We start from the raw sequence: 23,764 nt of genomic DNA, 5'->3' as shown, positions 1-23,764 counted from the left end.
GAGAGGGTTTTGGAAAAAGGAGGAGAAAAAAATGAATGCAAAAAGATGGATTGCATTAGTGATTGCCTTGGGGATTTTCGGCGTGTCCATCATCGTCAGCATTTCAATGAGTTTCTTTGAAAGCGTCAATGGCGCTCAAACGGATCTCACATCACTGACGGATGAATCGCAGGAAAAGACGCTGGAAAACGGCAGTCTCTCAAGTAAAATCGCCGTATTGGAGGTCAGCGGCACCATTCAGGATAATGGGGATTCGAGCAGTCTGCTAGGTTCAGACGGATATAACCACAGAACGTTCTTAAAAAACCTTGAGCGTGCAAAAGAGGATAAAACGGTCAAAGGCATCGTTCTGAAGGTGAATTCTCCGGGCGGCGGAGTATATGAAAGTGCAGAAATACATAAGAAGCTGGAAGAAATCAAAAAAGAAACAAAAAAACCGATTTACGTATCGATGGGATCGATGGCAGCATCCGGCGGCTATTACATTTCAACAGCGGCTGACAAAATTTTTGCAACGCCGGAAACCCTGACCGGGTCACTAGGCGTCATTATGGAAAGCGTCAATTATTCAAAGCTTGCTGATAAGCTCGGCATTTCTTTTGAAACGATTAAGAGCGGGGCCCATAAGGATATTATGTCTCCTTCCCGTGAGATGACGAAAGAAGAAAAGAACATCATGCAAACCATGGTTGATAATTCGTATGAAGGCTTTATTGATGTCATTTCTGAAGGACGCGGCATGTCGAAAGCAGAGGTAAAGAAAATTGCGGACGGACGCGTGTATGACGGACGTCAGGCGAAAAAACTGAATCTCGTTGATGAGCTTGGTTTTTATGACGATACCATTTCAGCGATGAAAAAGGATCATAAGGATTTGAAAAATGCCTCTGTCATTTCCTATGAGGAAAGCTTCGGATTAGGCTCACTGTTTTCCATGGGCGCGAACAAAATGTTTAAAAGTGAAATTGATTTTCTGAATATGAGGGAAATTCTTTCACAATCCGGTTCGCCGAGAATGATGTATCTCTATGCGAAGTAGGAGGGATCAATAATGGACGTGACATATGAAGAGTTAGAGCGCAAGGACATCAAAGGCCCGCAAGAAGCGGAGCAGCTGACACATGCCTATGCCGGCTTTTGGGTTCGTTTCTGGGCATTCCTGCTTGATTGGCTCGTTGTATGGGGATTAAACCATTTACTTGTTTCTCCCCTCTTTACCGTATTGGATCTGCCGAAAACATCCGGCATGTTTACCTTCTCGGCCTACAGTGTGACAACGCTTGTTGTGTATCTTGCCTATTTTGCGCTAATGACAAAATTCTTCAGGCAGACGCTTGGAAAAATGGTGTTCGGCCTGAAAGTGGTCTCTGTGAAGCCGGATCGCAAACTGACATGGGGCACAGTGATTTTTCGCGAAGTCGTCGGGCGGTATATCGATAAGATTTGGATTTTATATATTGTCGTTGCTTTTTCGCCTACAAAACAGGGGATTCATGATTACATCGCGGATACGACTGTGGTGCATGAAAAATTATACCGTAAATAACCGATAAACCCGGACCTTGTCCGGGTTTATTTTTTTCTGTATTGGCGATAATGCTCCTAGAGGAAGTGAAGAATATGGTATATGTGCTGACAGCCATTCTTATACTCATAGGGATCGTACTGCTTCTCAGAATGAAGATCCATGTCGCGATGGAGTATCTTCATGCAGATGATAATGACAAACTGACCTTGAAAATCACGACGCTGTTTGGCCTCATACGGATCAAAAAAACAATCCCGGCGATTAAGCTGAACAAAGAAGACGGAACAGTGGATATCAAACAAAAAACAGAATCTAAAATGAAAAAAAGCAGCGGAAAGAAAAAAATTACACAAAACGATGTGCAGCAAAGCATTCATAAAATCGAAATGCTTTTGCATCAGGTCACCAGACTACGGAAAATCAGTGCGTCTTTTCTCGCGCATTTACAAATCACAAAACTCGAATGGGTTACAGTTATCGGAATTCAGGACGCGGCGGTGACAGGTGTGTTAGCCGGTGCTGTATGGGGGGTGAAAGGCGGTATCGCTGCCATGCTGTACGACCATCTGGACTTTGTGAATAAACCCGTCTATGAAGTGATCCCGTCGTTTCAAGTCCCTGTTTCCAAGACCCATTTTCAGTGTATATTCTTTTTTCGCTTTGGACATGCTATGCTTGCAGCTTTCAAATTCGTCAAATACGGACGGGAGCTATCCATATTAAAGAAACATCCGTCGGCTCGAATGACTTCAAAGAATGATTCATCAGTTTAAGGAGGAAGCGTATATGGCAGACCATCCCATCCAAGGGTTAATGAAAACCGCTATGGAAAACTTGAAAGAAATGATTGATGTTAACACCATCATCGGAGATCCGGTTGAAACGCCGGATGGAAGCGTGATTTTAACTGTTTCTAAAGTTGGCTTCGGATTCGCCGCAGGCGGGAGCGAGTTTGGCGGAAAGCCGGCCGAAAAGAAATCGGAAGACGATGAGACAAGAGAACAGAAACTTCCTTTCGGAGGCGGAAGCGGGGGCGGTGTGTCCATTACGCCGATCGCGTTTTTAATTGTCGGATCGACCGGTATCAGAATGCTTCACTTAGATGAAAATACCCACTTAATTGAGAAAATTTTAGACGCAGCCCCTCAAACACTAGAACGCATTCAGCAAATGTTTAAGAAAAATAACAAGAACCAAGGCCAGGGCCAAAATCAAAACCAAATGAACAATATGAATTATTAAAGAAGGTTAACTGCGCCGGGGCCGCAGTTAACTTTTTTTTGGCATAAACTTTGCAGTTTGCAAGAAACTTTACTATGATAGAGACATACATACAAAAGGGAGGAATTATAATGGCTGAAATTACATTTAAAGGCGGTCCGGTTACACTCGTCGGACAAGAAGTGAAAGTAGGAGATCAAGCTCCTGATTTCACAGTGCTGACTAACAGCCTTGAAGAAAAATCGTTAGCTGATATGAAAGGAAAGGTAACGATTATTTCTGTTATCCCTTCAATTGATACAGGTGTTTGTGATGCGCAAACACGCCGTTTTAACGAAGAAGCTGCAAAGCTTGGAGACGTCAACGTCTACACAATCAGTGCGGACCTTCCATTTGCACAAGCTCGCTGGTGCGGTGCTAATGGAATTGACAAAGTGGAAACACTGTCTGACCACAAAGATATGTCATTTGGCGAAGCGTTCGGTGTGTATATTAAAGAACTTCGTCTGCTTGCGCGTTCCGTATTTGTCCTTGATGAGAACGGAAAAGTCGTTTACGCTGAATATGTAAGCGAAGCAACAAACCACCCGAACTATGAAAAGCCAATTGAGGCTGCCAAAGCATTAGTGAAGTAAGCAGGGAAAAAAGCTCCAGGCTGCCGCCGGAGCTTTTTTCATGGCAAGGAGGAATACAAGATGCAAAAAGACCATATAGGCGCGGTTTATGAGCTGTTAAACGAAGCCGCGATCATCATAAAGAATGAATGGCAAATTTCATATATAGAGGCACTGGCTGAAGCGGGAGAAATGTATTTTCTTGAAAAAACGGATCAGCTGAAACTTTCTGATGAGAAAAACAAACAGCTTCAGGTGCTGCTTGAAAAAGCGGAATTCGGCACGTATGAGAGCGAGTGGGTGCGCAAAGCTTTTCAGCTTGCCGTCCTAAAAGGACTGAAAGATATATCTCATCCGAACAGACAAATGACGCCGGACACGATCGGGCTCTTCATCAGTTATTTGGTGAATAAGTTTATGGCGGACAAAAAGGAACTGACGGTTCTTGATCCGGCTGTCGGAACGGGGAACCTTCTGTTCACCGTGCTGAATCAGCTGTCTGAAAAAACGGCGAACAGCTATGGGATTGAAATTGATGACGTGCTCTTGAAGATCGCGTATGCCCAAGCGAACCTTTTTAAAAAGGAACTTGAGCTTTTCCATCAGGACAGCCTTGAGCCGCTGTTTATCGATCCAGTGGACACGGTCATATGCGATTTGCCGGTCGGCTATTATCCGAATGATGAAGGAGCAGAAGCGTTTGAGCTCAAAGCGGACGAAGGCCATTCCTTCGCCCATCATCTGTTTATTGAACAGAGCGTCAAGCATACCAAAGCGGGCGGCTACTTATTTTTTATGATCCCGAATCATTTGTTTGAAAGCTCCCAAAGCGACAAGCTGAAACAGTTTTTCAAAGAAAAGGTTCATATCAACGCCCTGTTGCAGCTGCCAAAATCCATTTTTAAAGACGAGGCTCATGCCAAAAGCATCCTTGTGCTTCAGAAAAAAGGAGAGGAGACGAAAGCGCCGAGCCAAATTCTGCTTGCGAATCTTCCGTCTTTCTCCAATCAGAAGGCGATGCTCGATATGATGGCTCAATTGGATGAGTGGTTTAAAAAAGAAAAATAGGGTCCAATAGCAGCTTAGGCAGCCGTCAGAAGATGGATGCTTAAGCTGTTTTTTTATTGTGCGCGCAAAGAGCGGACCGACGAATTGAATACGGCTCTGAAACACAAAATACAGAAAGAATAACCCCAACATGTAAGCGTTCGTCAATACGAAAACGATAGGTAATATGTCTGAAAATAACGACTTCTTATTGTAAGCGTTATCAATACGTAAGTTCGACTTGAAATGCCGACATGACAATGTTTAAATGGAAAAGTCAGATATTTTTCGGAGAAGAGGAAGACATTTACCGGGAAAAAAGTACGAAAAACGAAGTTGTTGATACAGAGTATAAAGGAGCGTCAATCATGTCCAAAATTATTGCAATTAACGCAGGAAGCTCGTCTTTGAAATTTCAGCTTTTCGAAATGCCTTCAGAAACCGTTTTAACGAAGGGTTTAGTTGAACGAATTGGTATCGCTGACAGCGTCTTCACGATTTCTGTAAACGGCGAAAAAAATACAGAAGTAACTGATATTCCGGATCATGCGGTAGCTGTTAAAATGCTGCTGAACAAGTTAACGGAATTCGGCATTATTAAAGATTTGAACGAAATTGACGGAATCGGCCACCGTGTCGTGCACGGCGGGGAAAAATTCAGCGATTCTGTTTTATTAACGGATGAAACGATTAATGAAATTGAAGATATTGCTGAATTGGCACCGCTTCACAACCCGGCCAATATAGTTGGAATTAAAGCGTTCAAAGAAGTGCTTCCAAATGTTCCTGCGGTAGCTGTTTTTGATACGGCATTCCACCAAACAATGCCTGAACAGTCTTACCTGTACAGCCTGCCGTATGAATACTATGAAAAATTCGGCATCCGTAAATACGGCTTCCACGGCACTTCACATAAGTATGTGACTGAGCGCGCGGCAGAGCTTCTCGGCCGTCCGTTAAAAGACTTACGCCTGATTTCCTGCCATCTTGGAAACGGCGCGAGTATTGCCGCTGTTGAAGGCGGAAAATCGATTGATACATCTATGGGCTTTACACCGCTTGCCGGTGTGGCAATGGGTACACGCTCCGGAAACATCGACCCTGCCCTTATCCCATATATCATGGAGAAAACAGGCCAAACGGCTGACGAAGTATTGAATACTTTAAACAAAAAAAGCGGGCTGCTCGGCATCTCCGGTTTCTCAAGCGATCTTCGTGACATCGTTGAAGCAACGAAAGAAGGAAATGAGCGTGCGGAAACTGCACTTGAAGTCTTTGCAAGCAGAATCCACAAATACATCGGTTCTTACGCTGCGAGAATGAGCGGTGTAGACGCGATCATCTTTACTGCCGGTATCGGTGAAAACAGTGTGGAAGTCAGAGAGCGCGTCCTTCGCGGCTTAGAATTCATGGGCGTATACTGGGACCCTGCGCTTAACAACGTGCGCGGCGAAGAAGCTTTCATCAGCTATCCGCATTCTCCGGTTAAAGTCATCATCATTCCGACTGATGAAGAAGTCATGATTGCGCGCGACGTTGTCCGTTTAGCTAAATAAATCGCATGAAAGCACATTCTCTTGAATGTGCTTTTTTGTTCATGCATGATAGTGACAGACAGAAAAAATAAAAGAGGTGGACCGATGAGCGTTCAAGAACATAAACAAGAAGCGCCCGATACCGTTCGGTGCAAAGTGATCACAGTCAGTGACACGAGGACGGAGGAAACCGATAAAAGCGGCAGGCTGATGATCTCGTTTTTAGAAGATGCAGGTCATCACATTGCGGCATATGAAATCATAAAAGATGAAAAGGATGCTCTGCAGCGTGCTGTGCTTGCGGGATGCATGGATGAACAGACAGACGCGGTACTCTTAAACGGGGGGACAGGCATAGCAAATCGGGATGTCACAATCGAAGCCATTACGCCGCTGTTTTCGAAAGAACTGCCCGGCTTTGGTGAAATATTCAGGATGCTGAGTTATACAGAGGATATCGGCTCTGCCGCGATCATGTCGAGAGCCATTGCCGGCGTCATCCAGCATACGGCTGTTTTCTCAACGCCGGGCTCAAGCGGCGCGGTAAAGCTGGCAATGGATAAGCTGATAATACCCGAACTTGCACATGTGGTCAGAGAAATCAGAAGACAAGTAAATGAATAAATACTACGAAACTTCACCTGGAAATTTAGGTGGAGTTTTTTTTATAAAAGGCTTGAAAAAAAGAAACGTACTTGTTAAAGTGTATACATACAAAATGTATTTTTATTAAATATAATTTATTTTTATACAAAAAGATACACGGTTGAGAGGAGATTTTTATGATGACAGAACAGAAAAAAGTCGTATTAGCATACTCAGGAGGTCTTGATACTTCCGTCGCAATAAAATGGCTTCAGGAGCAAGGATATAATGTAATCGCCTGCTGCCTGGATGTCGGTGAAGGAAAAGACTTGGCATTTGTTCAGCAGAAAGCGCTGGAAGTCGGCGCGACAAACTCCTACGTGATTGATGCGAAAGAAGAATTTGCACAGGACTACGCGCTAATCTCTTTGCAGGCCCACACGATGTATGAAGGAAAATATCCGCTCGTTTCAGCATTATCCCGGCCGCTGATTGCGAAAAAACTCGTTGAAATCGCGGAAAAAGAAGAAGCGCAGGCGATTGCGCATGGATGCACAGGGAAAGGTAATGACCAGGTTCGGTTCGAAGTCTCCATTAAATCATTAAATCCTGATCTAGAAGTCATCGCGCCGGTTCGCGAATGGCAGTGGTCACGTGAAGAAGAAATTGAATATGCGGCAAGCCGCGGCATTCCGATTCCGATCAATCTTGACAGCCCGTATTCTATCGATCAAAACCTGTGGGGACGCGCCAATGAGTGCGGCATTTTAGAAGATCCATGGGCGGCGCCGCCAGAAGGTGCATACGATTTAACAGCTCCGCTGGAAAAAACGCCGGACACGCCGGAAGTGATTGAAATTGCATTTGAACAAGGTGTGCCGGTCTCCATTGACGGCGTATCTTACTCGCTTTCTGAACTGATTTTGAAGCTGAATGAAATGGCAGGCGCGCACGGTGTCGGACGAATCGACCACGTGGAAAACCGCCTTGTCGGCATTAAATCCCGGGAAGTATACGAATGTCCTGGTGCAATAACACTCATCAAAGCACATAAGGAACTGGAAGATTTAACTTTGGTGAAAGAGGTTGCACACTTTAAACCGATCATCGAGCAAAAAATGTCAGAAATCATTTACAACGGCTTATGGTTTTCACCGTTAAAAGACGCGCTGCACGCTTTCTTGAAAGAAACGCAAAAGCATGTCACAGGCATTGTCCGCGTGAAACTGTTTAAAGGCCATGCAATTGTAGAAGGGCGTAAATCAGAATACTCTCTATATGATGAAAAACTTGCAACATATACAAAAGACGATGCGTTTGATCACCATGCAGCAATCGGATTTATTGAGCTTTGGGGACTTCCGACAAAAGTGAACAGCATCGTGAAAAAGAAGGAGCAGATAAAAGCATGAAGAAGCTTTGGGGAGGCCGGTTTCAAAAGACACCGGAAAAGTGGGTCGACGAGTTCGGCGCGTCCATATCATTTGACCAACATTTAGTCACTGAAGACATTACAGGGTCTCTCGCACATGCTGCCATGCTGAAAAAATGCGGTATCCTGACAGCGGAAGAAGAGCTGAAAATCCGTGAGGGGCTGAATGCTCTTCTGCAAAAGGCAGAGGAGGGCGCTTTGGAATTCTCAGTCGATTATGAAGATATTCATTTGAACATTGAAAAAATGCTCATTGACGAAATCGGCCCTCTCGGCGGCAAGCTGCATACCGGCAGAAGCCGGAATGACCAGGTGGCGACTGACATGCATTTATACTTAAAAAATCATGTCGGCCACATCATCGAGCTGATTGAGGCATTCCAAAGCGCGCTGATTGAAAAGGCGGAAGCGAATGTCGAAACGATTCTGCCGGGTTACACCCATCTGCAGCGGGCCCAGCCGATTTCATTTGCTCACCATCTGCTCGCGTATTTTTGGATGCTTGAGCGAGACAAGGAGCGCTTTCAGGATGCAATGAAGCGGATTAATAAATCTCCGCTTGGGTGCGGCGCGCTCGCGGGAACAACCTTCCCAATCGACCGTGATTATTCAGCGGATTTGCTTGGCTTTGATTCCATTTATGAAAACAGTCTGGACGGCGTCAGCGACAGAGATTTCATTTTGGAGTTTTTAAGCAACAGCAGTATGCTGATGATGCACCTATCCCGCTTCTCTGAAGAAATAATTCTCTGGTGCTCTCAGGAGTTTAAATTCATCGAGCTTGACGATACGTATGCAACGGGAAGCAGCATGATGCCGCAAAAGAAAAACCCTGATATGGCAGAGCTGATCCGTGGAAAAACGGGACGCGTTTACGGCGATATGATGGGGCTGTTTACGATTATGAAAGGCCTTCCGCTCGCTTACAACAAAGACCTTCAAGAAGACAAAGAAGGCATGTTTGACACGGTGAAAACGGTTGAGGGAAGCCTTCAAATCTTCACAGGCATGATCCAAACGATGACTGTAAACAAAGACGTCATGAAGCAAGCGACAAAACAAGACTTTTCAAATGCGACGGAACTGGCCGATTATTTAGCGAAAAAAGGAATGCCGTTCAGAGAAGCGCATGAAGTGGTTGGAAAACTTGTGTACACATGCATTGAAAAAGGGATCTATTTAAGCGATATGCCATTTGGCGATTTTCAGCAGGCGAGTACGCTTTTCGAAGAAGACATTTACACGGTCTTAGATCCTTACCATGCAGTTGAAAAAAGAATGAGCGCCGGAGGCACCGGATTCAAACAGGTGGGGCAGGCACTTGAAAAAGCGAAAGCCTGCGTAGCAGCCGGAGTTTGTTAAAATTTCCTTCATAAAATCCAGTCATGATAGCCAACCTATCTCTATAATGATGGGAGGCAGAATGATGAAAAAAGAACCGGAACGCTATATTTATGATGAACAAGAAAGCCAGGAGACGACAAGGCTCATTTCAGAAGCATATCAAAGCGGTTATGTCGATATGCATGAACAGGAGCCTTCATCTTCTGCAGAATAAGCTGTCTATACAGGCAGCTTTTTTGTATGCCAAAGTGTAAAAAGTGATATTGCAGGGCTTTTATAGTAAAGTAGAAGAAGAAACACTTTATTGAAAGCGGCGACGTTGCTTGGGAGGTATTCATGTGCGACATGCTTTAATTACTGCCGGTTCGAAGGGTTTAGGCCGTAAAGTGACTGAGACGTTGCTTAGAAAAGGGTATTCAGTAACAGTCAATTACAGGCAGGACGAGGAGGCTGTCAGCCGCCTGAAGGAGGCCTGTCCTGATTGTCTTGACCGGCTGCAATTTGTAAAAGGTGATGTCACCAAAAAAGAAGATCTGCTGCGTATGGCAGAGGCTGCCTTTAACCGCTTTGGAAGGATCGACTTTTTAATTAACAACGCGGGACCGTACATATTTGAACGTAAAAAGTTAGCCGATTATACGGATGATGAATGGTACGGCATGCTTGAAGGAAATTTAAGCGCCGTCTTTCATTTGTTCAAAGCGGTAATTCCAATGATGAGAAAACAGCAATTCGGACGAATCATCACGTACGGATTCCAAGGTGCGGCGCACGCACCAGGCTGGCTTCATCGGTCGGCGTTTGGCGCTGCGAAAGTGGGTTTGGCTTCTTTGACGAAGACCATTGCCATCGAAGAAGCCGAATTCGGCATAACCGCGAACATGGTTTGCCCGGGGGACATTGTCGGCGACATGAAGGAAGCGTCGATAGAAGATGCCAGAAGGCGAATCGGCAAAGAAAAAACGCCGATAGGAAGATCCGGTACAGGTGAGGATATCGCCCGGATTATCGCTTTCTTGTGTGAGGAGAACTCAGACCTTGTGACAGGGACTGTCATTGAAGCAACCGGAGGCCTCAATGTCATTAATAAGAATCAAACAACATAAGTTTTTCAGCTTTTTAAAAAGGGAAAATAACAAATCAAAATCGCGTGACGAGGTGAAAATAATGAAAGTGACATATCACGGACATTCTGTAATCACAGTGGAAACGAAGGACCATCATATTATTTTTGATCCGTTTTTAACAGGGAATTCATTAGCGGATATAAAGCCGGAGGATGTAAAAGCAGACGTCATCTTATTGACGCACGGTCACAATGATCATGTCGGCGACACTGAGCAAATCGCCAAGCAAAACAACGCGCTGGTTGTAGCTCCGAACGAGCTCGCCGTGTACTTAGGCTGGAAAGGCTTGAATGTTCATCCAATGCATATCGGCGGCTCCCGCCAGTTCGATTTTGGAAAAGTGAAGCTCACACAAGCCTTTCACGGGTCAGCCGTCACAGATGAAGAAAACAAAACGATTACGTACACAGGTATGCCAGCCGGTATTTTGCTGACTGTCGAAGATAAAACGATTTTCCACGCAGGCGATACGGCTCTATTTTCTGACATGAAGCTGATTGGCGAATTGAATCATATTGATCTTGCTTTCCTGCCGATTGGCGATAACTTTACAATGGGGCCTGAAGACGCCAAGCTTGCTGCTGAATGGCTGCGAGCAAAACAGGTCGTGCCGGTGCATTACAATACTTTTCCGGTGATCGAACAAGACCCTGAGGCATTCGCTGACAGCCTGCCGGGCGGAGTCGGTAAAGTCATGGCGGCCGGTGAGACGATCGAGCTTTAAATGTGTGAAAACATCTCCTGATTCATCAGGAGATGTTTTTTGTTTTGAAAAAACGTACGGATAAGTCAGTGACAGTACCTTATTATCGCGTGATTGCTTTGTAAGGTTTTTCTTCCGGATCTCCTCTTAATTCTTTGCTGCGCTGATGAAAATGTTTGGTCAGCCGATCGATTAAGTCCTTCGTTGCGGGGTCGAAATGATCTGCTTTTCGATTTGTTAACAGCCCTAAAGGCGGTGAAATATCCAGATTCAAAATGGGAATAACAGTAGTGCCGCTAAGCGGTTTAGAATGTGCGGTACTGGTAAAGATTGAAATCCCGATGTTTTCCCGTACGTAATATTCATGTGCCATGCTGCTTGTGAGCTCCATTTTTTTGTAACGATTGCCGAGTGCTTTATGTAAATGCTGTTCCATTTGGATGCGAATGGGGCAATTGGCGGGCGTAAATATAAAACATTCTCCTTCTAAATCAGATAAGTGAACCGCTTTCTTCTGAGCGAGAGGATGTCGATCAGATACAATCACATTTAATGTGTCATAAAAAATGGGAAGATAGAAGTTTTCAAGAATCAATTCCGGCTCGCCGCAGACTGCAAAATCAATCGTTCCGTCTAAGAGCTTTTGACTGCACGTATTAGCGTCATCAACGTTGACATTAACGGTTATCTTCGGATAAGCCTTTAAGAACTCCTTTAAAATATCAGGGAATATCAAACTGGCAGTCGGCTCTGAAATTCCTATGTTAATAATGCCTGCCTCCTCTTCCTTTAAGTCGGAGAGGTTGTGTTTAAGCACCTCGTATTGAGTCAAAAGATCTCCTGTTCGTTCATAAAAAAGTTTCCCCGCTTTTGTCAGCTGCAGGTTTTTTCCCCTTTCAAACAGCTGCACGCCTAAATCCTGCTCTAATTGCTTCATACGCATGGATATCGTCGGCTGCGAATAGTTCAGTATTTCCGCAGCTTTATAGAAGCTTCCGAATTTGACAATCGTGTGAAACGTTTTAATTGAGCGCAACTCCACTGTGCTCCCCCCTGTTTTTCATCATTAAAATTACTGAAGTGAAGGTTTACTTTTTTTGATTAGTCAAAGATAAAAGTATGCTTTATAGTATAAACAATAAAAGCTTAGTAAACAAATAGGAATTATGTATTTTATGAAGGAGAGTGCCGGAAATGAGTGAGGATATTTTTCGATTGGCAACTGTTGAAGATGCACCGGAGTTGTTGAATCTGGTTAACAGCGCTTTTTTGCCAGTTCGGCAGATGGATATTGATTGGCCTTCCACGAGAGCAGATATCCAGATGGTGTCAGAAAATATTGAAAATCATTCAGCAATCGTGCTGGAGCGGGATGGAAAGCTGATTTCAACGATTACCATCAGATTTCCATGGGAGAGTGAGAAGCCGCCTTCAAAATATCCGTTTGTTTGGTGGTTTGCCACGCTGCCGGACTATAAAGGGCAAGGCGCAGGAAGTAAGCTTCTGACGCACGTTGAAGAAAATCTGCTTCGCGATATGCTGAAGGCGCCTGCGCTGACGCTCGGCACTTCTGCACGCAAACATCCTTGGCTTGCCGACATGTACAGAAGGAGAGGGTATGAAGTGTATTTTGAGCAGGAAAAAGACGGAGACATAGGTGTGATGATGCATAAGGTTTTGATTCCGGAACGATTTGACCCGGCACTTTTAGGTGTGCCCAGCTGGGCGTAATGTGAGGCAGCCTATGAATAAGCGAATGGGACTGGTTTTGCTGCTGTCAGTGTTTGTGTTGCTTGGCGGGTGCAGTTCATCAATAAGTAAAACAGATCGTCAGGTTCAAACAGTCATAGTCGGTACTGGAACGGATTTTCCGAATATTGCATTTTTAAATAAAAAAGGCGATTTGACCGGTTATGACATTGAAGTGATGAAAGCCATCGATAAAGAATTGCCGCAATATACATTTGAATTTAAAACGATGGATTTCGCAAATCTGCTGACGAGCCTCAGTAATAAAAAAATTGATGTGATCGCGCACAATATGGCCAAAAATAAAGAACGAGAAAAGCGTTTTTTATATCATAAAGTGCCTTATAACTATTCGCCAATGTACATCACGGTGAGAGAGGATCATAACAAGATTCATACATTAGAAGATTTGCATGGAAAAACCGTCATTGTCGGCGCCACATCAAATGCGGCCGAATATATAACGAATTACAACAAAACGCACGGCAATCCGATTCATCTGAAATACGCAGGACAGGGAAGCAATGACACTGCAAACCAAATTGAAACCGGTCGTGCCGATGCAACAATAGCAACACCGTTTGCCGTTGATTTTCAGAATAAAACGCACGCCTTCCGCCAAAAGACAGTCGGCGATGTGTTATTGGATACCGAGGTGTACTTTATGTTCAATAAAGGGAGCCAAACCTTGGCCGACGACACGGATCAAGCGATTAAAAAGCTGGAGAAAAACGGGACATTAAAAAAACTAAGCCGAAAATGGCTTGGTGCAGATTATTCAAAATCAAGCTTTGAACAATAAATGGGGCGATGAGATGAGAACAAAGGCAGCATTCATGACAATATTATGTTCACTTATGACGGTTCTGTCGGCTTGCAGCGCGGACAATCAAACGACAGGGGCTGAGCAAAAGAAGGTACAGACAATCACGGTTGGGACTGGAACTCAATTTCCGAATATATGCTTTATCGATGATAAAGGCGAGTTAACGGGTTATGATGTCGAATTGATCAAAGAACTTGATAAACGTTTGCCGAATTATAAATTCACGTTTAAAACAATGGAATTTTCCAACCTGCTTGTCAGCCTTGGACAGCATAAAGTCGATATTGTGGCACACCAAATGGAGAAAAGCCAAGAGCGTGAGAAAAAATTTCTGTTCAATAAGGTAGCCTACAATCATTTTCCTCTTAAAATAACCGTGCTTCAAGATAACGATACGATTAACGGAATTGAAGATTTAAAAGGGAAACGGGTGATTACGAGCGCAACCTCCAACGGGGCGCTTGTACTGAAAAAATGGAATGAGGAAAATGGACGCCCATTTGAGATTGCCTATGAGGGACAAGGCGCGAATGAGACTGCGAATCAGCTGAAATCAGGGCGTGCCGACGCCACGATTTCAACGCCTTTTGCAGTAGACTTTCAAAACAAGACGAGTGCCATTAAAGAAAAAACGGTTGGTGACGTGCTTTCGAATGCCAAAGTGTATTTTATGTTTAACAAAAATGAACAAACGTTAAGTGACGATATTGATAAAGCCTTACAGGAAATCATTGATGACGGAACACTGAAAAATCTCAGCTTAAAATGGCTTGGTGACGACTATTCCAAGGAGCAGTATTAAGGAAAAAGAGAGGGAGCAGTGATGGAAAAAGCGTTTGATATCAACATGATTACAGATTTTGTGCCAACGCTAATCAGTTATTTGCCAATTACATTAGAAATTCTGGCGCTGTCGTTGCTTTTCGGTTATATTTTGGGGCTTCTTTTGGCCCTGCCCCGGATTTACAACATTCCAATTGTGAGTCAATTGGCAAAAGTGTATATCTCGTTTTTCAGAGGAACGCCCATTATGGTGCAGCTTTTCATCGTGTTTTATGGAATTCCGGCGCTCACTGGGCTTATCGGAATAGATACATCAAAAATGGACCCGTTTTATGCTGCTGTTGCAACTTACGCGTTAAGCAACGCTGCTGCAGCCGCTGAAATCATTCGAGGTGGGGTGGGCAGTGTAGATAAAGGCCAAACGGAAGCGGCGTACAGTATCGGCCTTAGCGGAAGCCAGGCCTTCAGGCGCATCGTTCTGCCCCAGGCGCTTGTGCAGGCTTTTCCGAATATGGGAAACATGGTGATCAGTTCTTTAAAAGATACGTCTCTTGCTTTTTCAATAGGTGTCATGGATATGTCCGGAAGAGGCCAAACCCTGATCACTTCGAGCAATCATTCTCTTGAAGTGTACATTGCATTATCCGTTGTTTATTATGCCGTAGCGGTTTTATTCGAATGGTTTTTTAGAGTAGCCGAAAAACGTATCAAAAAGAATCAAACAAGACTTGTTACCGTTTTTGACATGAACATACATTGACGTATTTTTAGGGATGAGGGGGGAGAAGGTTGCCATTTGACTTTCCGTTTATTGCTTCCGCCATGAAAGAAATGATAAAGACCATTCCGCTGACATTGATAATGGCTGTTTTGCCGTTCGTGTTTGGATTTCTCGTGGCTCTTGTAAATATAATGGTCAGAATCTTTAGAATAAAGTGGTTGGTGGCTTGCTCAAGGTTTTATGTGTCATTCTTTCGAAGTACACCTGCAATTCTTCATATCATGCTGATTTATTTAGGGATACCGCCGATTGCAGATCAAATCAGCAGCTTTTTTCATATCGGCTGGTCCGCCAATGAAATACCGGTTGCCATGTTTGTCATAATGGCTTTGTCTTTAACTGCCGGAGCTTATCTGACAGAGATCATCCGATCGGGCATTCTGGCGATGGATACCGGGCAGGTAGAAGCGGCTTATTCAGTCGGCCTGACACCGGGGCAAACCTTTCGCCGGGTGATATTGCCGCAGGCGCTGATGGTTTCTATACCAAACTTCACTAACTTAGGCATCGGCTTTTTGCATACAACCTCTATCGCAGCTATTGTGGCTGTTCCTGAAATAACAGGGACGGCGACCATCGTTGCTTCGGATAATTACGCTTTTCTGGAAGCTTTTATCGGAGCTGCAATGATTTATTGGATTCTGACTCTTATGATCGAAACCGTTAGCGGAATCCTCGAGAAAAGAACAGCTAAATTTCAAGGAGGCACATGATGATTGAGATTAAAAATATCCATAAACAGTTTGGCATCCACCATGTATTAAAAGGGATAAATCTCACAGTACGCAAGGGAGAGGTTGTGACCATTATCGGGCCGAGCGGATCAGGGAAAACCACCTTTTTACGCTGCTTGAACTTATTAGAACGGCCAGACGAAGGGGTTATTTCTTTACAAGACAAAGTCATTAATTGCAGCTATCCGTCCAAAAAAGATATTTACTGGCTTAGAAAACAGACCGCAATGGTGTTCCAGCAATATCATCTGTTTGCGCACAAAACGGTGATTGAAAATGTCATGGAAGGCTTGACGATCGCCAGGAAAATGAGAAAGCAAGACGCATATGCCGTAGCAGAGAATGAACTGATAAAGGTCGGGCTTCAAGACAAATTAAATGTTTATCCCAGTCAGTTATCGGGTGGGCAAAAACAGAGAGTCGGAATAGCGAGGGCGCTTGCCATCCATCCGGATGTGCTGCTGTTTGATGAGCCGACGGCTGCGCTTGATCCGGAGCTGGTCGGCGAAGTTCTGGAAGTGATGCTGGAGATTGTAAAAACCGGTGCCACCATGATTGTTGTTACACATGAAATGGAATTCGCAAAAAGGGTCTCTGATCAAGTTGTTTTTATGGATGAAGGAGTCATAGTTGAACAGGGCACCCCGGAAGAAGTCTTCCGCTATACCAAAAAAGAAAGAACGAGACAGTTTCTCCGCCGCGTTTCGCCGGAATATTTATATGAACCAAAAGAATTCATAAAGGAGCCGGTGATATGATCCGCTTAAGTATTTTAGATCAAAGTTTGATTGGTGAAGGAGAGACAGCGGCTGATACACTGCAGCAAACGGTGAAATTGGCACAGATGGCTGAAGAGTATGGATATCACCGGTTTTGGGTGGCTGAACATCACAATAATGAAGAAATCGCAGGATCTGCGCCAGAGGTTCTTTTAGGTTATCTTGCCGCAAGTACAAAGAACATTCATTTAGCATCAGGCGGAGTGATGCTGCAGCATTACAGCCCCTACAAAGTGGCGGAGCAGTTTCATCTTCTGTCGGCATTAGCTCCCGGCCGTATAGCCCTCGGAGTGGGCAAAGCGCCCGGCGGGTTTCAGCTGTCAACCGACGCGCTGCAGGCCGAATTTGAAAAACCGGCGCGTCAGTTTGATGACAAACTGGAGGAACTTACTCATTTCATTCGGGATGATTTTCCTGATACCCATCGCTACGCGGCACTGTGTCCTGCTCCGCAAGTTGACCAGCAACCGGGGATTTTTCTGCTGGGAGGAAGCGCGGAGAGTGCCATTTCGGCTGCCAAACTGGGAATCTCTTTTGTCTTTGCTTACTTTATTAACGGTGAAGAGGAAGTGCTGAAAGAAGCACGCCAAGCCTTTGACGCGCATCTGCCTCCAGGATCTGATGCTGAATTCCACCTTGCTCCCGCTGTTTTTGCGGCACATACGAAAGAAGAAGCGGAAAAACATATTGTGTCGCGTGAAACGATAAAGGTGGTTTTACAAGACGGGCGGAGAGTCAACGTCGGCTCCCGTCTACAGGCTGAGGCCTATCTTGAAAACGTCAGCCAGCCCTATGACATCATTGTGCAAAAAACCGGGGTGATTGCTGGAACGAAGGAAGAGGCTGCAGATGAGTTAAAACGTTTATCCGACACATACGGCATCAATGATTTTATTATTTTTACACCGATGAAACATGCTGGCGAAAAACAGCTGTCTTACCAGCTGCTGAGCGATGCGGTTTTAGCCGCCAAACGTTAAAGGGGGATGGAAGCATGAGTGACGTGATGAACATTGTGGTTTGGAGTAAAAAAGGCTGTTCATATTGTGAAGAAGTCAAGAACTACTTAAATGAAAAAGGGATAGCGTTCCAAAATATCGATGTGTCGGAGAAAGAAGAGCTGCGTGATATTCTGCAGGCGAAATATGGGATACGCCATGTGCCTGTGGTCGAAATCGGGAGCGGCAATCAGTATCAGGGGATTACTGAAATCGGGATTGAACACCTTGGCCGTGCACTTGCCGAGTATGCACAGATAAAGGAGGCAAAAAGATGACACGTTCTGATTTTATTCAGTTTGGTGCCATAATTCACGGTGTCGGGGGAACGACTGACGGCTGGCGCCATCCCGATGTGGATCCCGGGGCAAGCACGAATATTGAATTCTACAAACAAAAAGCGCAAACAGCGGAAAAGGGGTTGTTCAGTTTTATTTTCATTGCGGACGGTTTATTTATTTCTGAAAAATCAATTCCCCATTTTTTAAACCGGTTTGAGCCTGTGACGATATTATCGGCGCTTGCGTCGGTTACCAAAAATATTGGTTTAGTAGGGACGTTCTCTACATCTTTTACTGAGCCATTCACCATCTCCAGACAATTAATGTCGCTGGACCATATCAGCGGGGGCAGGGCCGGCTGGAATCTGGTTACTTCGCCGCAGGAAGGGGCGGCGCGCAATCATAGTAAGTCCAATCTGCCTGAACACACTGAGCGTTACGAAATCGCGCAGGAGCATTTGGATGTTGTGCGCGGGCTGTGGAATTCCTGGGAGCATGACGCATTTATACACAATAAGAAAACAGGGCAATTTTTTGAACCGGAGAAGCTTCATCGCCTGAATCACAAAGGAAAGTATTTTCAAGTAGAGGGGCCCTTGAATATCGGGCGTTCTAAACAGGGAGAGCCTGTAGTGTTTCAAGCGGGTTCATCAGAAACAGGCCGGCAGTTTGCCGCCAAAAATGCGGATGCGATTTTTACCCATTCCAATTCACTAGAAGAGACAAAAGCGTTTTATGCGGATGTGAAAAGGCGAGCTGCTGCCGAAGGACGCGATCCTTCCAGTGTGCGGATATTTCCGGGAATCAGTCCGATTGTGGCAGATACAGAAGAAGAGGCAGAAGAGAAGTACCGTGAATTTGCAGAATTGATTCCGATTGACAATGCTGTTACCTATTTGGCTCGTTTTTTTGATGATTATGATCTGAGTGTATACCCGCTGGATGAACCGTTTCCCGATATTGGCGATGTCGGAAAGAATGCGTTTCAAAGCACAACGGACCGGATTAAGAGAGAAGCAAAAGCCAGAAATTTGACATTGCGGGAGGTAGCGCAGGAAACGGCTTTTCCGCGGTCTTTATTCATGGGCACACCAGAGCATGTTGCATCTTTAATTGAGACTTGGTTCAAAGCTGAGGCGGCTGATGGGTTTATCATCGGGTCGGATATACCGGGAACACTTGATGCTTTTGTAGAAAAAGTGATTCCGATTCTGCAAGAACGAGAGCTTTATCATCAAGATTATCACGGCGGGACGTTGCGGGAAAACCTCGGTCTTGGCATTCCGCTGCATCAGACCGTGTTACATTCATCAAATTAGGTACCGTTTGATCAAAACGGAAGGGAGGATGACTTTTTTGACGATCATTGCAGGTACGGTTGTGAAAGGAAAACAATTAGGCAGAAAGCTTGGATTCCCCACGGCAAATGTAGCAGCGAAATTGAATGGGCTGCAAGATGGGGTTTATGGCGGTCTGGTGTTAGTCGATCATCAATTTTATTTAGGGGTGATGAATATCGGAGTGAAACCGACCGTCGGCTCTCACCTTAAAAAAACATTGGAGATTTTTTTGTTTGACTTTCATAGAGACATCTATGGAGAAAAGATCGAATGCAGCATTCTCTTTAAAATGAGAGAAGAAAGAAGGTTTGATTCTTTGGAGTCTTTAAAAAAGCAAATTAAAAAAGATATTTCATGCGCGGCAAAACGCTTTGAGCTGATTGGAATGACGACACAAAACAAAAAAGAAAACCTGATTTCCCATCAGGAATTGAATCTTCCGGATCTCTATTTTTACAAGAAATGTAACGATCTGTATGGCATCAACCGAGGTGTATACAATGTCATTGACAATTGGTTTTTCGAGTATGGAATTACGCAAATTGCCTACAGGCGCATTTATATTTTATCTTTTTTAAGCTTTTTAACAGAAGGCGATCAAAAAACCTCCAGCAAGTATATCAAATTTGGGGCGGGCGGCCTTACTGAAAAGTTGAGCCGGTTTGTTGCTGCTTATATTGAAGAGCCGGGAGAAAATAGATTGGGATAGGGAAAGGAGCGGGAAACATGTCTTTGGATTATTGGAGAAATATAGAAGGCGCATATCCATTTCAGAACGAAAATGAAGAATATTCTACAACGCTGGAAAAACAGCTCATCGGCATTCGCCGCCACCTGCACCAATATCCTGAACTGTCAAAGGAAGAATTTGAAACAACGGATTTTATAAAAAAATGCCTGACAGAAAAGGGGATACAGATTCGCCCTACTTCACTGAAAACGGGAGTATTCGCAGACATAGCAGGAGAGTCAGAGGGTCCGTCGATTGCTTTGAGGGCTGATATCGATGCCTTGCCAATTGAAGAAAAAACAGGCTTGCCTTATGCATCTAAACGTAAAGGAATCATGCATGCGTGCGGGCATGATTTTCATACGACAGCCCTTCTGGGTGCGGCCTTTTTATTAAAGGAAAATCAAGACAGCCTGAAAGGGAAGGTTCGTTTATTATTTCAGCCGGCAGAGGAATCAGGTGCCGGCGCTGCCAAAGTGATTGAGGACGGCCAGTTGGATGGTATTGATGCAGTGATTGGTCTTCACAATAAACCAGATATACCGGTCGGCACGGTAGGGTTAAAAACAGGGTCTCTTATGGCTGCGGTTGACCGATTTAAAGTAGAGATACAAGGGAAAGGTGCTCATGCAGCATTGCCCCATAATGGTTTTGATCCCATTGTCGGCGCCTCTTCGCTTATCGTTGCCCTGCAAACGATTGTAAGCAGAAATGTAAACCCGCTAAAAAGCGCGATTGTCACCGTAGGGAAAATCAACGGCGGAAGCACTTGGAATGTCATCCCGGATGCCGTTTCTTTCGAGGGCACTGTCCGTACTTTTGATCAAGAGGTTCGTCATCAAGTACAGCAGCGTTTTTTGGCTGTCGCAGAGCAGATTTCTTCTGCTTTCTCGTTAAAGGCAAATGTGAAGTGGCATTCCGGACCGCCGCCGCTTTGTAATGATGAGGCAATAACTGAGCTGGTGCGAGACGCTGCACATAAAGCAAGGCTTCAAGTCATTGATCCCAATCCGTCAACTGCCGGAGAAGATTTCGCTTACTATCTAGAACATATACCCGGCTCATTTGCATTTTTTGGAACGGGCGGCGATCATGATTGGCATCACCCGGCCTTTACAATTGATGAAACTGCCATTATAAAAGCCTCTTATTTCTTATATGAAAGCGCTAAGAGACTATTACATTTATCTACGCAGGAATGAAGAGCCAAAAATATCTGATTGAGGTGTTTTGATGAAGAAATTAATCGTTTTTGCATTTATAGGCTTGTTATCGCAATTAATAGACGGTTCGTTAGGAATGGCTTATGGGGTGACCTCAACTTCTTTGTTATTGGCTTTCAGCATCACACCTGCTGTGGCTTCGGCTTCTGTCCATTTAGCGGAAGTCGTAACAACTGCCGCATCGGGAGTGTCACATATTAAATTTGGAAATGTTGACAAACAAACCGTTTATCAGCTTGTCATTCCTGGTTCAATAGGCGCTTTTTTAGGTGCGGCATTTCTCAGCCACTTACCGGGAGATGTGGCGAAACCCTTTATTTCTTTGTTTTTGCTCCTGCTGGGCGGATATGTATTGATTAGATTTTTATTTCAATACAAGCCCGCTCTTGAGAAAAGACACGTACCATTAAGCCGAAAACAATCCATTCCGTTAGGGGTGATCGCAGGTTTTGCAGATGCCACAGGCGGAGGCGGCTGGGGACCTGTCACAACGCCGATTTTATTATCACGCAAAGGCTTGAGCCCGAGGAAAGTAGTGGGGACAGTAGATACAAGTGAATTTGCCATCGCAGTATCTGCAACTGCCGGTTTTTTTATTTCATTAGGGTGGGAGGATGTCAATTGGTTATGGGTATGTTCGTTAATGGCCGGCGGAATCATCGCAGCTCCTATCGCAGCATGGCTGGTTCAGAAATTTCACCCGCAATTGATGGGTGTGCTTGTCGGAGGATTTATCATTCTGGTAAATGCCAGAACATTGATAAATGAATGGATCGAAAACACAGCGGTTTATCCATTGATCTATACGGCGATAGGAGCAATTTGGCTGTTCGCTGTTTTATTCGTTTTATCTAAAATAGGGAATCGAGATATTGCTAAGACAGCGGTTGATGTCTATTTAAAAGAAAAATAAAGACTTTACGAGGTAAAAGGAGTCGCGAGGTCCTTGCTGCTTGTTTGGAAAGAAATCAGCGCTGTAAGAAGCCGGGGAGGCTTCTTTTTTTATTTTCCAGCCTCATTGCGTACGAATCCTCCGAGCCCTTATAATGAAAACAGAAGACTGTCCTTAGAGGTGAAAGGCTTGGCAACGAAGCATGAACAAATTTTAACATATATTGATTCACTGCCTGTCGGTGAAAAAATTTCTGTGCGAAGAATTGCAAAGGAAATGAAAGTAAGCGAAGGGACCGCATACAGAGCGATCAAGGAAGCTGAGAATAAAGGATTTGTCAGCACGATTGAACGTGTAGGCACAATCAGAATTGAGCAAAAGAAAAAAGAGAATATTGAAAAGCTTACATACGCAGAAGTCGTAAATGTCATAGACGGACAGGTGCTCGGAGGCCGGGCCGGACTCCATAAGACATTGAATAAATTCGTCATCGGCGCGATGGAGCTGGACGCGATGATGCGTTATACGGCAGCGGGGAATCTTTTGATAGTCGGAAACAGAATCAACGCACACAGACAGGCGCTTGAAGCGGGCGCGGCTGTCTTGGTGACCGGGGGCTTCAACACGGATGACAGCATTGTGCAGCTGGCAGATGAGCTTGAGCTGCCGATTTTATCCACGAGCTATGACACGTTTACAGTCGCCGCAATGATTAACCGGGCGATTTATGACCAGCTGATCAAAAAAGAAATTGTTCTGGTGGAGGACATTCTAACGCCCGCGGATCGTACAGTATGTCTTTCGCCGAAGGATAAACTTGAAAAATGGTATGAGAAAAATTTTGAAACGGGGCACGGCAGGTACCCGGTTGTTGACGAGCAGATGAAAATCCACGGCATCCTGACACCAAAAGATATTGCCGGCCATGATCGAAACGCGCCCATCGAAAAGGTCATGACCAAAAATCCCGTTACGGTTATTGGGAAAACATCTGTCGCCTCAGCGGCGCAAATGATGGTATGGGAAGGGATCGAAGTGCTTCCCGTCACTGATGGACACCAAAAACTGATCGGCATGATCAGCCGCCAAGACGTGTTAAAAGCTCTGCAAATGATTCAAAAACAGCCCCAGATCGGGGAGAAGCTTGATGATATCGTTTCAAGGGGATTTAAAGATGAGGATAATGATAAAGAGGATCAAACGGTTTACGAGTATGAAGTCACGCCGCAAATGACAAATCAGCTCGGAACCATATCTTATGGTGTGTTTACGACCATTTTAACGCAAGCGGCAAACCGATTTTTGCGTTCGAAAAAACGCGGCGAACTCGTAATCGAAAGCATCACCATTTTCTTTCTGAAGCCTGTTCAAATAGAATCGGTCATCGAAGTCAAACCGCGCATTTTGGAGGCCGGCAGAAAGTTCGGAAAAATGGAAGTTGAGGTGCACAGCCAAGGCCATATCGTGTCTAAAGCGATGCTGATGGTTCAGCTGATGGAAAGAAGCTAAGGG

Annotated in this window: 27 protein-coding genes; 26 read left to right on the top strand and 1 reads right to left on the bottom strand. The window is 44.7% G+C overall.

What is annotated here, in order from left to right; genetic code table 11:
- Positions 1-31: 31 nt before the first annotated feature.
- From sppA to G4P54_RS15035, 13 genes are all read left to right on the top strand, one after another.
- Complete coding sequence (gene sppA, locus G4P54_RS15090; RefSeq protein WP_167873097.1) at positions 32-1,039, top strand: signal peptide peptidase SppA; 1,008 nt, start codon at positions 32-34, stop codon at positions 1,037-1,039.
- 12 nt (positions 1,040-1,051) lie between these two features.
- Positions 1,052-1,546, top strand: coding sequence for an RDD family protein (locus tag G4P54_RS15085; RefSeq protein WP_024714600.1), 495 nt, complete (start codon positions 1,052-1,054; stop codon positions 1,544-1,546).
- A 74-nt stretch (positions 1,547-1,620) separates the two neighbouring features.
- Positions 1,621-2,301 carry a DUF2953 domain-containing protein gene (locus G4P54_RS15080; protein ID WP_167873096.1) on the top strand — a complete coding sequence of 227 codons (681 nt, stop codon included), beginning with the start codon at positions 1,621-1,623 and terminating at the stop codon, positions 2,299-2,301.
- Between the two features lie 13 nt (positions 2,302-2,314).
- On the top strand, positions 2,315-2,770 hold the full coding sequence (gene ytfJ / locus G4P54_RS15075) for a GerW family sporulation protein (protein ID WP_003223504.1): 456 nt from the start codon (positions 2,315-2,317) through the stop codon (positions 2,768-2,770).
- 110 nt (positions 2,771-2,880) lie between these two features.
- Positions 2,881-3,384 (top strand): thiol peroxidase, encoded by a 504-nt coding sequence (gene tpx, locus G4P54_RS15070; protein ID WP_024714598.1) that lies wholly within the window; start codon positions 2,881-2,883, stop codon positions 3,382-3,384.
- A 60-nt stretch (positions 3,385-3,444) separates the two neighbouring features.
- On the top strand, positions 3,445-4,431 hold the full coding sequence (locus G4P54_RS15065) for a class I SAM-dependent methyltransferase (RefSeq protein ID WP_024714597.1): 987 nt from the start codon (positions 3,445-3,447) through the stop codon (positions 4,429-4,431).
- A 347-nt stretch (positions 4,432-4,778) separates the two neighbouring features.
- Positions 4,779-5,966, top strand: coding sequence for an acetate kinase (locus G4P54_RS15060; protein WP_024714596.1), 1,188 nt, complete (start codon positions 4,779-4,781; stop codon positions 5,964-5,966).
- A gap of 84 nt (positions 5,967-6,050) precedes the next feature.
- On the top strand, positions 6,051-6,569 hold the full coding sequence (locus G4P54_RS15055) for a MogA/MoaB family molybdenum cofactor biosynthesis protein (protein WP_167873095.1): 519 nt from the start codon (positions 6,051-6,053) through the stop codon (positions 6,567-6,569).
- Positions 6,570-6,730: 161 nt separating this feature from the next.
- Positions 6,731-7,942, top strand: coding sequence for an argininosuccinate synthase (locus G4P54_RS15050; RefSeq protein ID WP_167873889.1), 1,212 nt, complete (start codon positions 6,731-6,733; stop codon positions 7,940-7,942).
- Positions 7,939-9,324 (top strand): argininosuccinate lyase, encoded by a 1,386-nt coding sequence (gene argH, locus G4P54_RS15045; protein WP_167873094.1) that lies wholly within the window; start codon positions 7,939-7,941, stop codon positions 9,322-9,324. Before G4P54_RS15050 ends, argH begins: the two co-directional genes overlap by 4 nt.
- 61 nt (positions 9,325-9,385) lie before the next feature.
- Positions 9,386-9,520, top strand: coding sequence for a hypothetical protein (locus tag G4P54_RS21495; RefSeq protein WP_081719834.1), 135 nt, complete (start codon positions 9,386-9,388; stop codon positions 9,518-9,520).
- A gap of 124 nt (positions 9,521-9,644) precedes the next feature.
- The gene (locus tag G4P54_RS15040) at positions 9,645-10,412 is read left to right on the top strand and encodes an SDR family oxidoreductase (protein WP_024714592.1); all 768 of its coding nucleotides are present in this window, start codon (positions 9,645-9,647) and stop codon (positions 10,410-10,412) included.
- Between the two features lie 61 nt (positions 10,413-10,473).
- Entirely contained in the window at positions 10,474-11,157 is a 684-nt protein-coding gene (locus tag G4P54_RS15035) for a metal-dependent hydrolase (RefSeq protein WP_167873093.1), read from the top strand.
- Between the two features lie 82 nt (positions 11,158-11,239).
- On the opposite strand, the gene G4P54_RS15030 is transcribed toward G4P54_RS15035, so the two are convergent.
- Positions 11,240-12,178, bottom strand: coding sequence for a LysR family transcriptional regulator (locus G4P54_RS15030; protein ID WP_167873092.1), 939 nt, complete (start codon positions 12,176-12,178; stop codon positions 11,240-11,242).
- Positions 12,179-12,330: 152 nt separating this feature from the next.
- Here G4P54_RS15030 and G4P54_RS15025 point away from each other — a divergent pair, with 152 nt between their 5' ends.
- The 13 genes from G4P54_RS15025 (at position 12,331) to G4P54_RS14965 (ending at position 23,761) form a co-directional block, all read left to right on the top strand.
- Positions 12,331-12,867 (top strand): GNAT family N-acetyltransferase, encoded by a 537-nt coding sequence (locus tag G4P54_RS15025; protein WP_024714589.1) that lies wholly within the window; start codon positions 12,331-12,333, stop codon positions 12,865-12,867.
- Between the two features lie 13 nt (positions 12,868-12,880).
- Positions 12,881-13,687, top strand: a complete 807-nt coding sequence (locus tag G4P54_RS15020; protein ID WP_167873091.1) for an amino acid ABC transporter substrate-binding protein — start codon at positions 12,881-12,883, stop codon at positions 13,685-13,687.
- A gap of 13 nt (positions 13,688-13,700) precedes the next feature.
- Entirely contained in the window at positions 13,701-14,513 is an 813-nt protein-coding gene (locus G4P54_RS15015; RefSeq protein WP_167873090.1) for an amino acid ABC transporter substrate-binding protein, read from the top strand.
- Positions 14,514-14,534: 21 nt separating this feature from the next.
- The gene (gene tcyL / locus G4P54_RS15010; protein WP_167873089.1) at positions 14,535-15,254 is read left to right on the top strand and encodes a sulfur-containing amino acid ABC transporter permease TcyL; all 720 of its coding nucleotides are present in this window, start codon (positions 14,535-14,537) and stop codon (positions 15,252-15,254) included.
- A gap of 29 nt (positions 15,255-15,283) precedes the next feature.
- Complete coding sequence (locus G4P54_RS15005; RefSeq protein WP_167873088.1) at positions 15,284-15,988, top strand: amino acid ABC transporter permease; 705 nt, start codon at positions 15,284-15,286, stop codon at positions 15,986-15,988.
- Positions 15,988-16,767, top strand: coding sequence for a sulfur-containing amino-acid ABC transporter ATP-binding protein TcyN (gene tcyN, locus G4P54_RS15000; RefSeq protein ID WP_024714584.1), 780 nt, complete (start codon positions 15,988-15,990; stop codon positions 16,765-16,767). The genes G4P54_RS15005 and tcyN overlap by 1 nt, the downstream gene beginning before the upstream one ends.
- Complete coding sequence (locus G4P54_RS14995; RefSeq protein WP_167873087.1) at positions 16,764-17,768, top strand: LLM class flavin-dependent oxidoreductase; 1,005 nt, start codon at positions 16,764-16,766, stop codon at positions 17,766-17,768. Before tcyN ends, G4P54_RS14995 begins: the two co-directional genes overlap by 4 nt.
- 14 nt (positions 17,769-17,782) lie before the next feature.
- On the top strand, positions 17,783-18,064 hold the full coding sequence (locus G4P54_RS14990) for a glutaredoxin family protein (protein WP_024714582.1): 282 nt from the start codon (positions 17,783-17,785) through the stop codon (positions 18,062-18,064).
- Positions 18,061-19,386, top strand: coding sequence for an LLM class flavin-dependent oxidoreductase (locus G4P54_RS14985; RefSeq protein WP_024714581.1), 1,326 nt, complete (start codon positions 18,061-18,063; stop codon positions 19,384-19,386). Before G4P54_RS14990 ends, G4P54_RS14985 begins: the two co-directional genes overlap by 4 nt.
- A 37-nt stretch (positions 19,387-19,423) precedes the next feature.
- Positions 19,424-20,116, top strand: a complete 693-nt coding sequence (gene ribR, locus G4P54_RS14980) for an RNA-binding riboflavin kinase RibR (RefSeq protein ID WP_167873086.1) — start codon at positions 19,424-19,426, stop codon at positions 20,114-20,116.
- Positions 20,117-20,133: 17 nt separating this feature from the next.
- On the top strand, positions 20,134-21,339 hold the full coding sequence (locus G4P54_RS14975; RefSeq protein WP_167873085.1) for a M20 peptidase aminoacylase family protein: 1,206 nt from the start codon (positions 20,134-20,136) through the stop codon (positions 21,337-21,339).
- Positions 21,340-21,370: 31 nt separating this feature from the next.
- Positions 21,371-22,273: a sulfite exporter TauE/SafE family protein gene (locus G4P54_RS14970; protein WP_167873084.1), complete on the top strand. Its 903-nt coding sequence runs from the start codon at positions 21,371-21,373 to the stop codon at positions 22,271-22,273.
- A 168-nt stretch (positions 22,274-22,441) separates the two neighbouring features.
- Positions 22,442-23,761 (top strand): CBS domain-containing protein, encoded by a 1,320-nt coding sequence (locus G4P54_RS14965; RefSeq protein ID WP_024714578.1) that lies wholly within the window; start codon positions 22,442-22,444, stop codon positions 23,759-23,761.
- The last annotated feature ends 3 nt before the right edge of the window (positions 23,762-23,764 follow it).

It is taken from the genome of Bacillus tequilensis, assembly GCF_012225885.1.
Lineage (GTDB): Bacteria > Bacillota > Bacilli > Bacillales > Bacillaceae > Bacillus > Bacillus tequilensis.
This window is presented reverse-complemented; position numbering and strand designations above follow the sequence as displayed.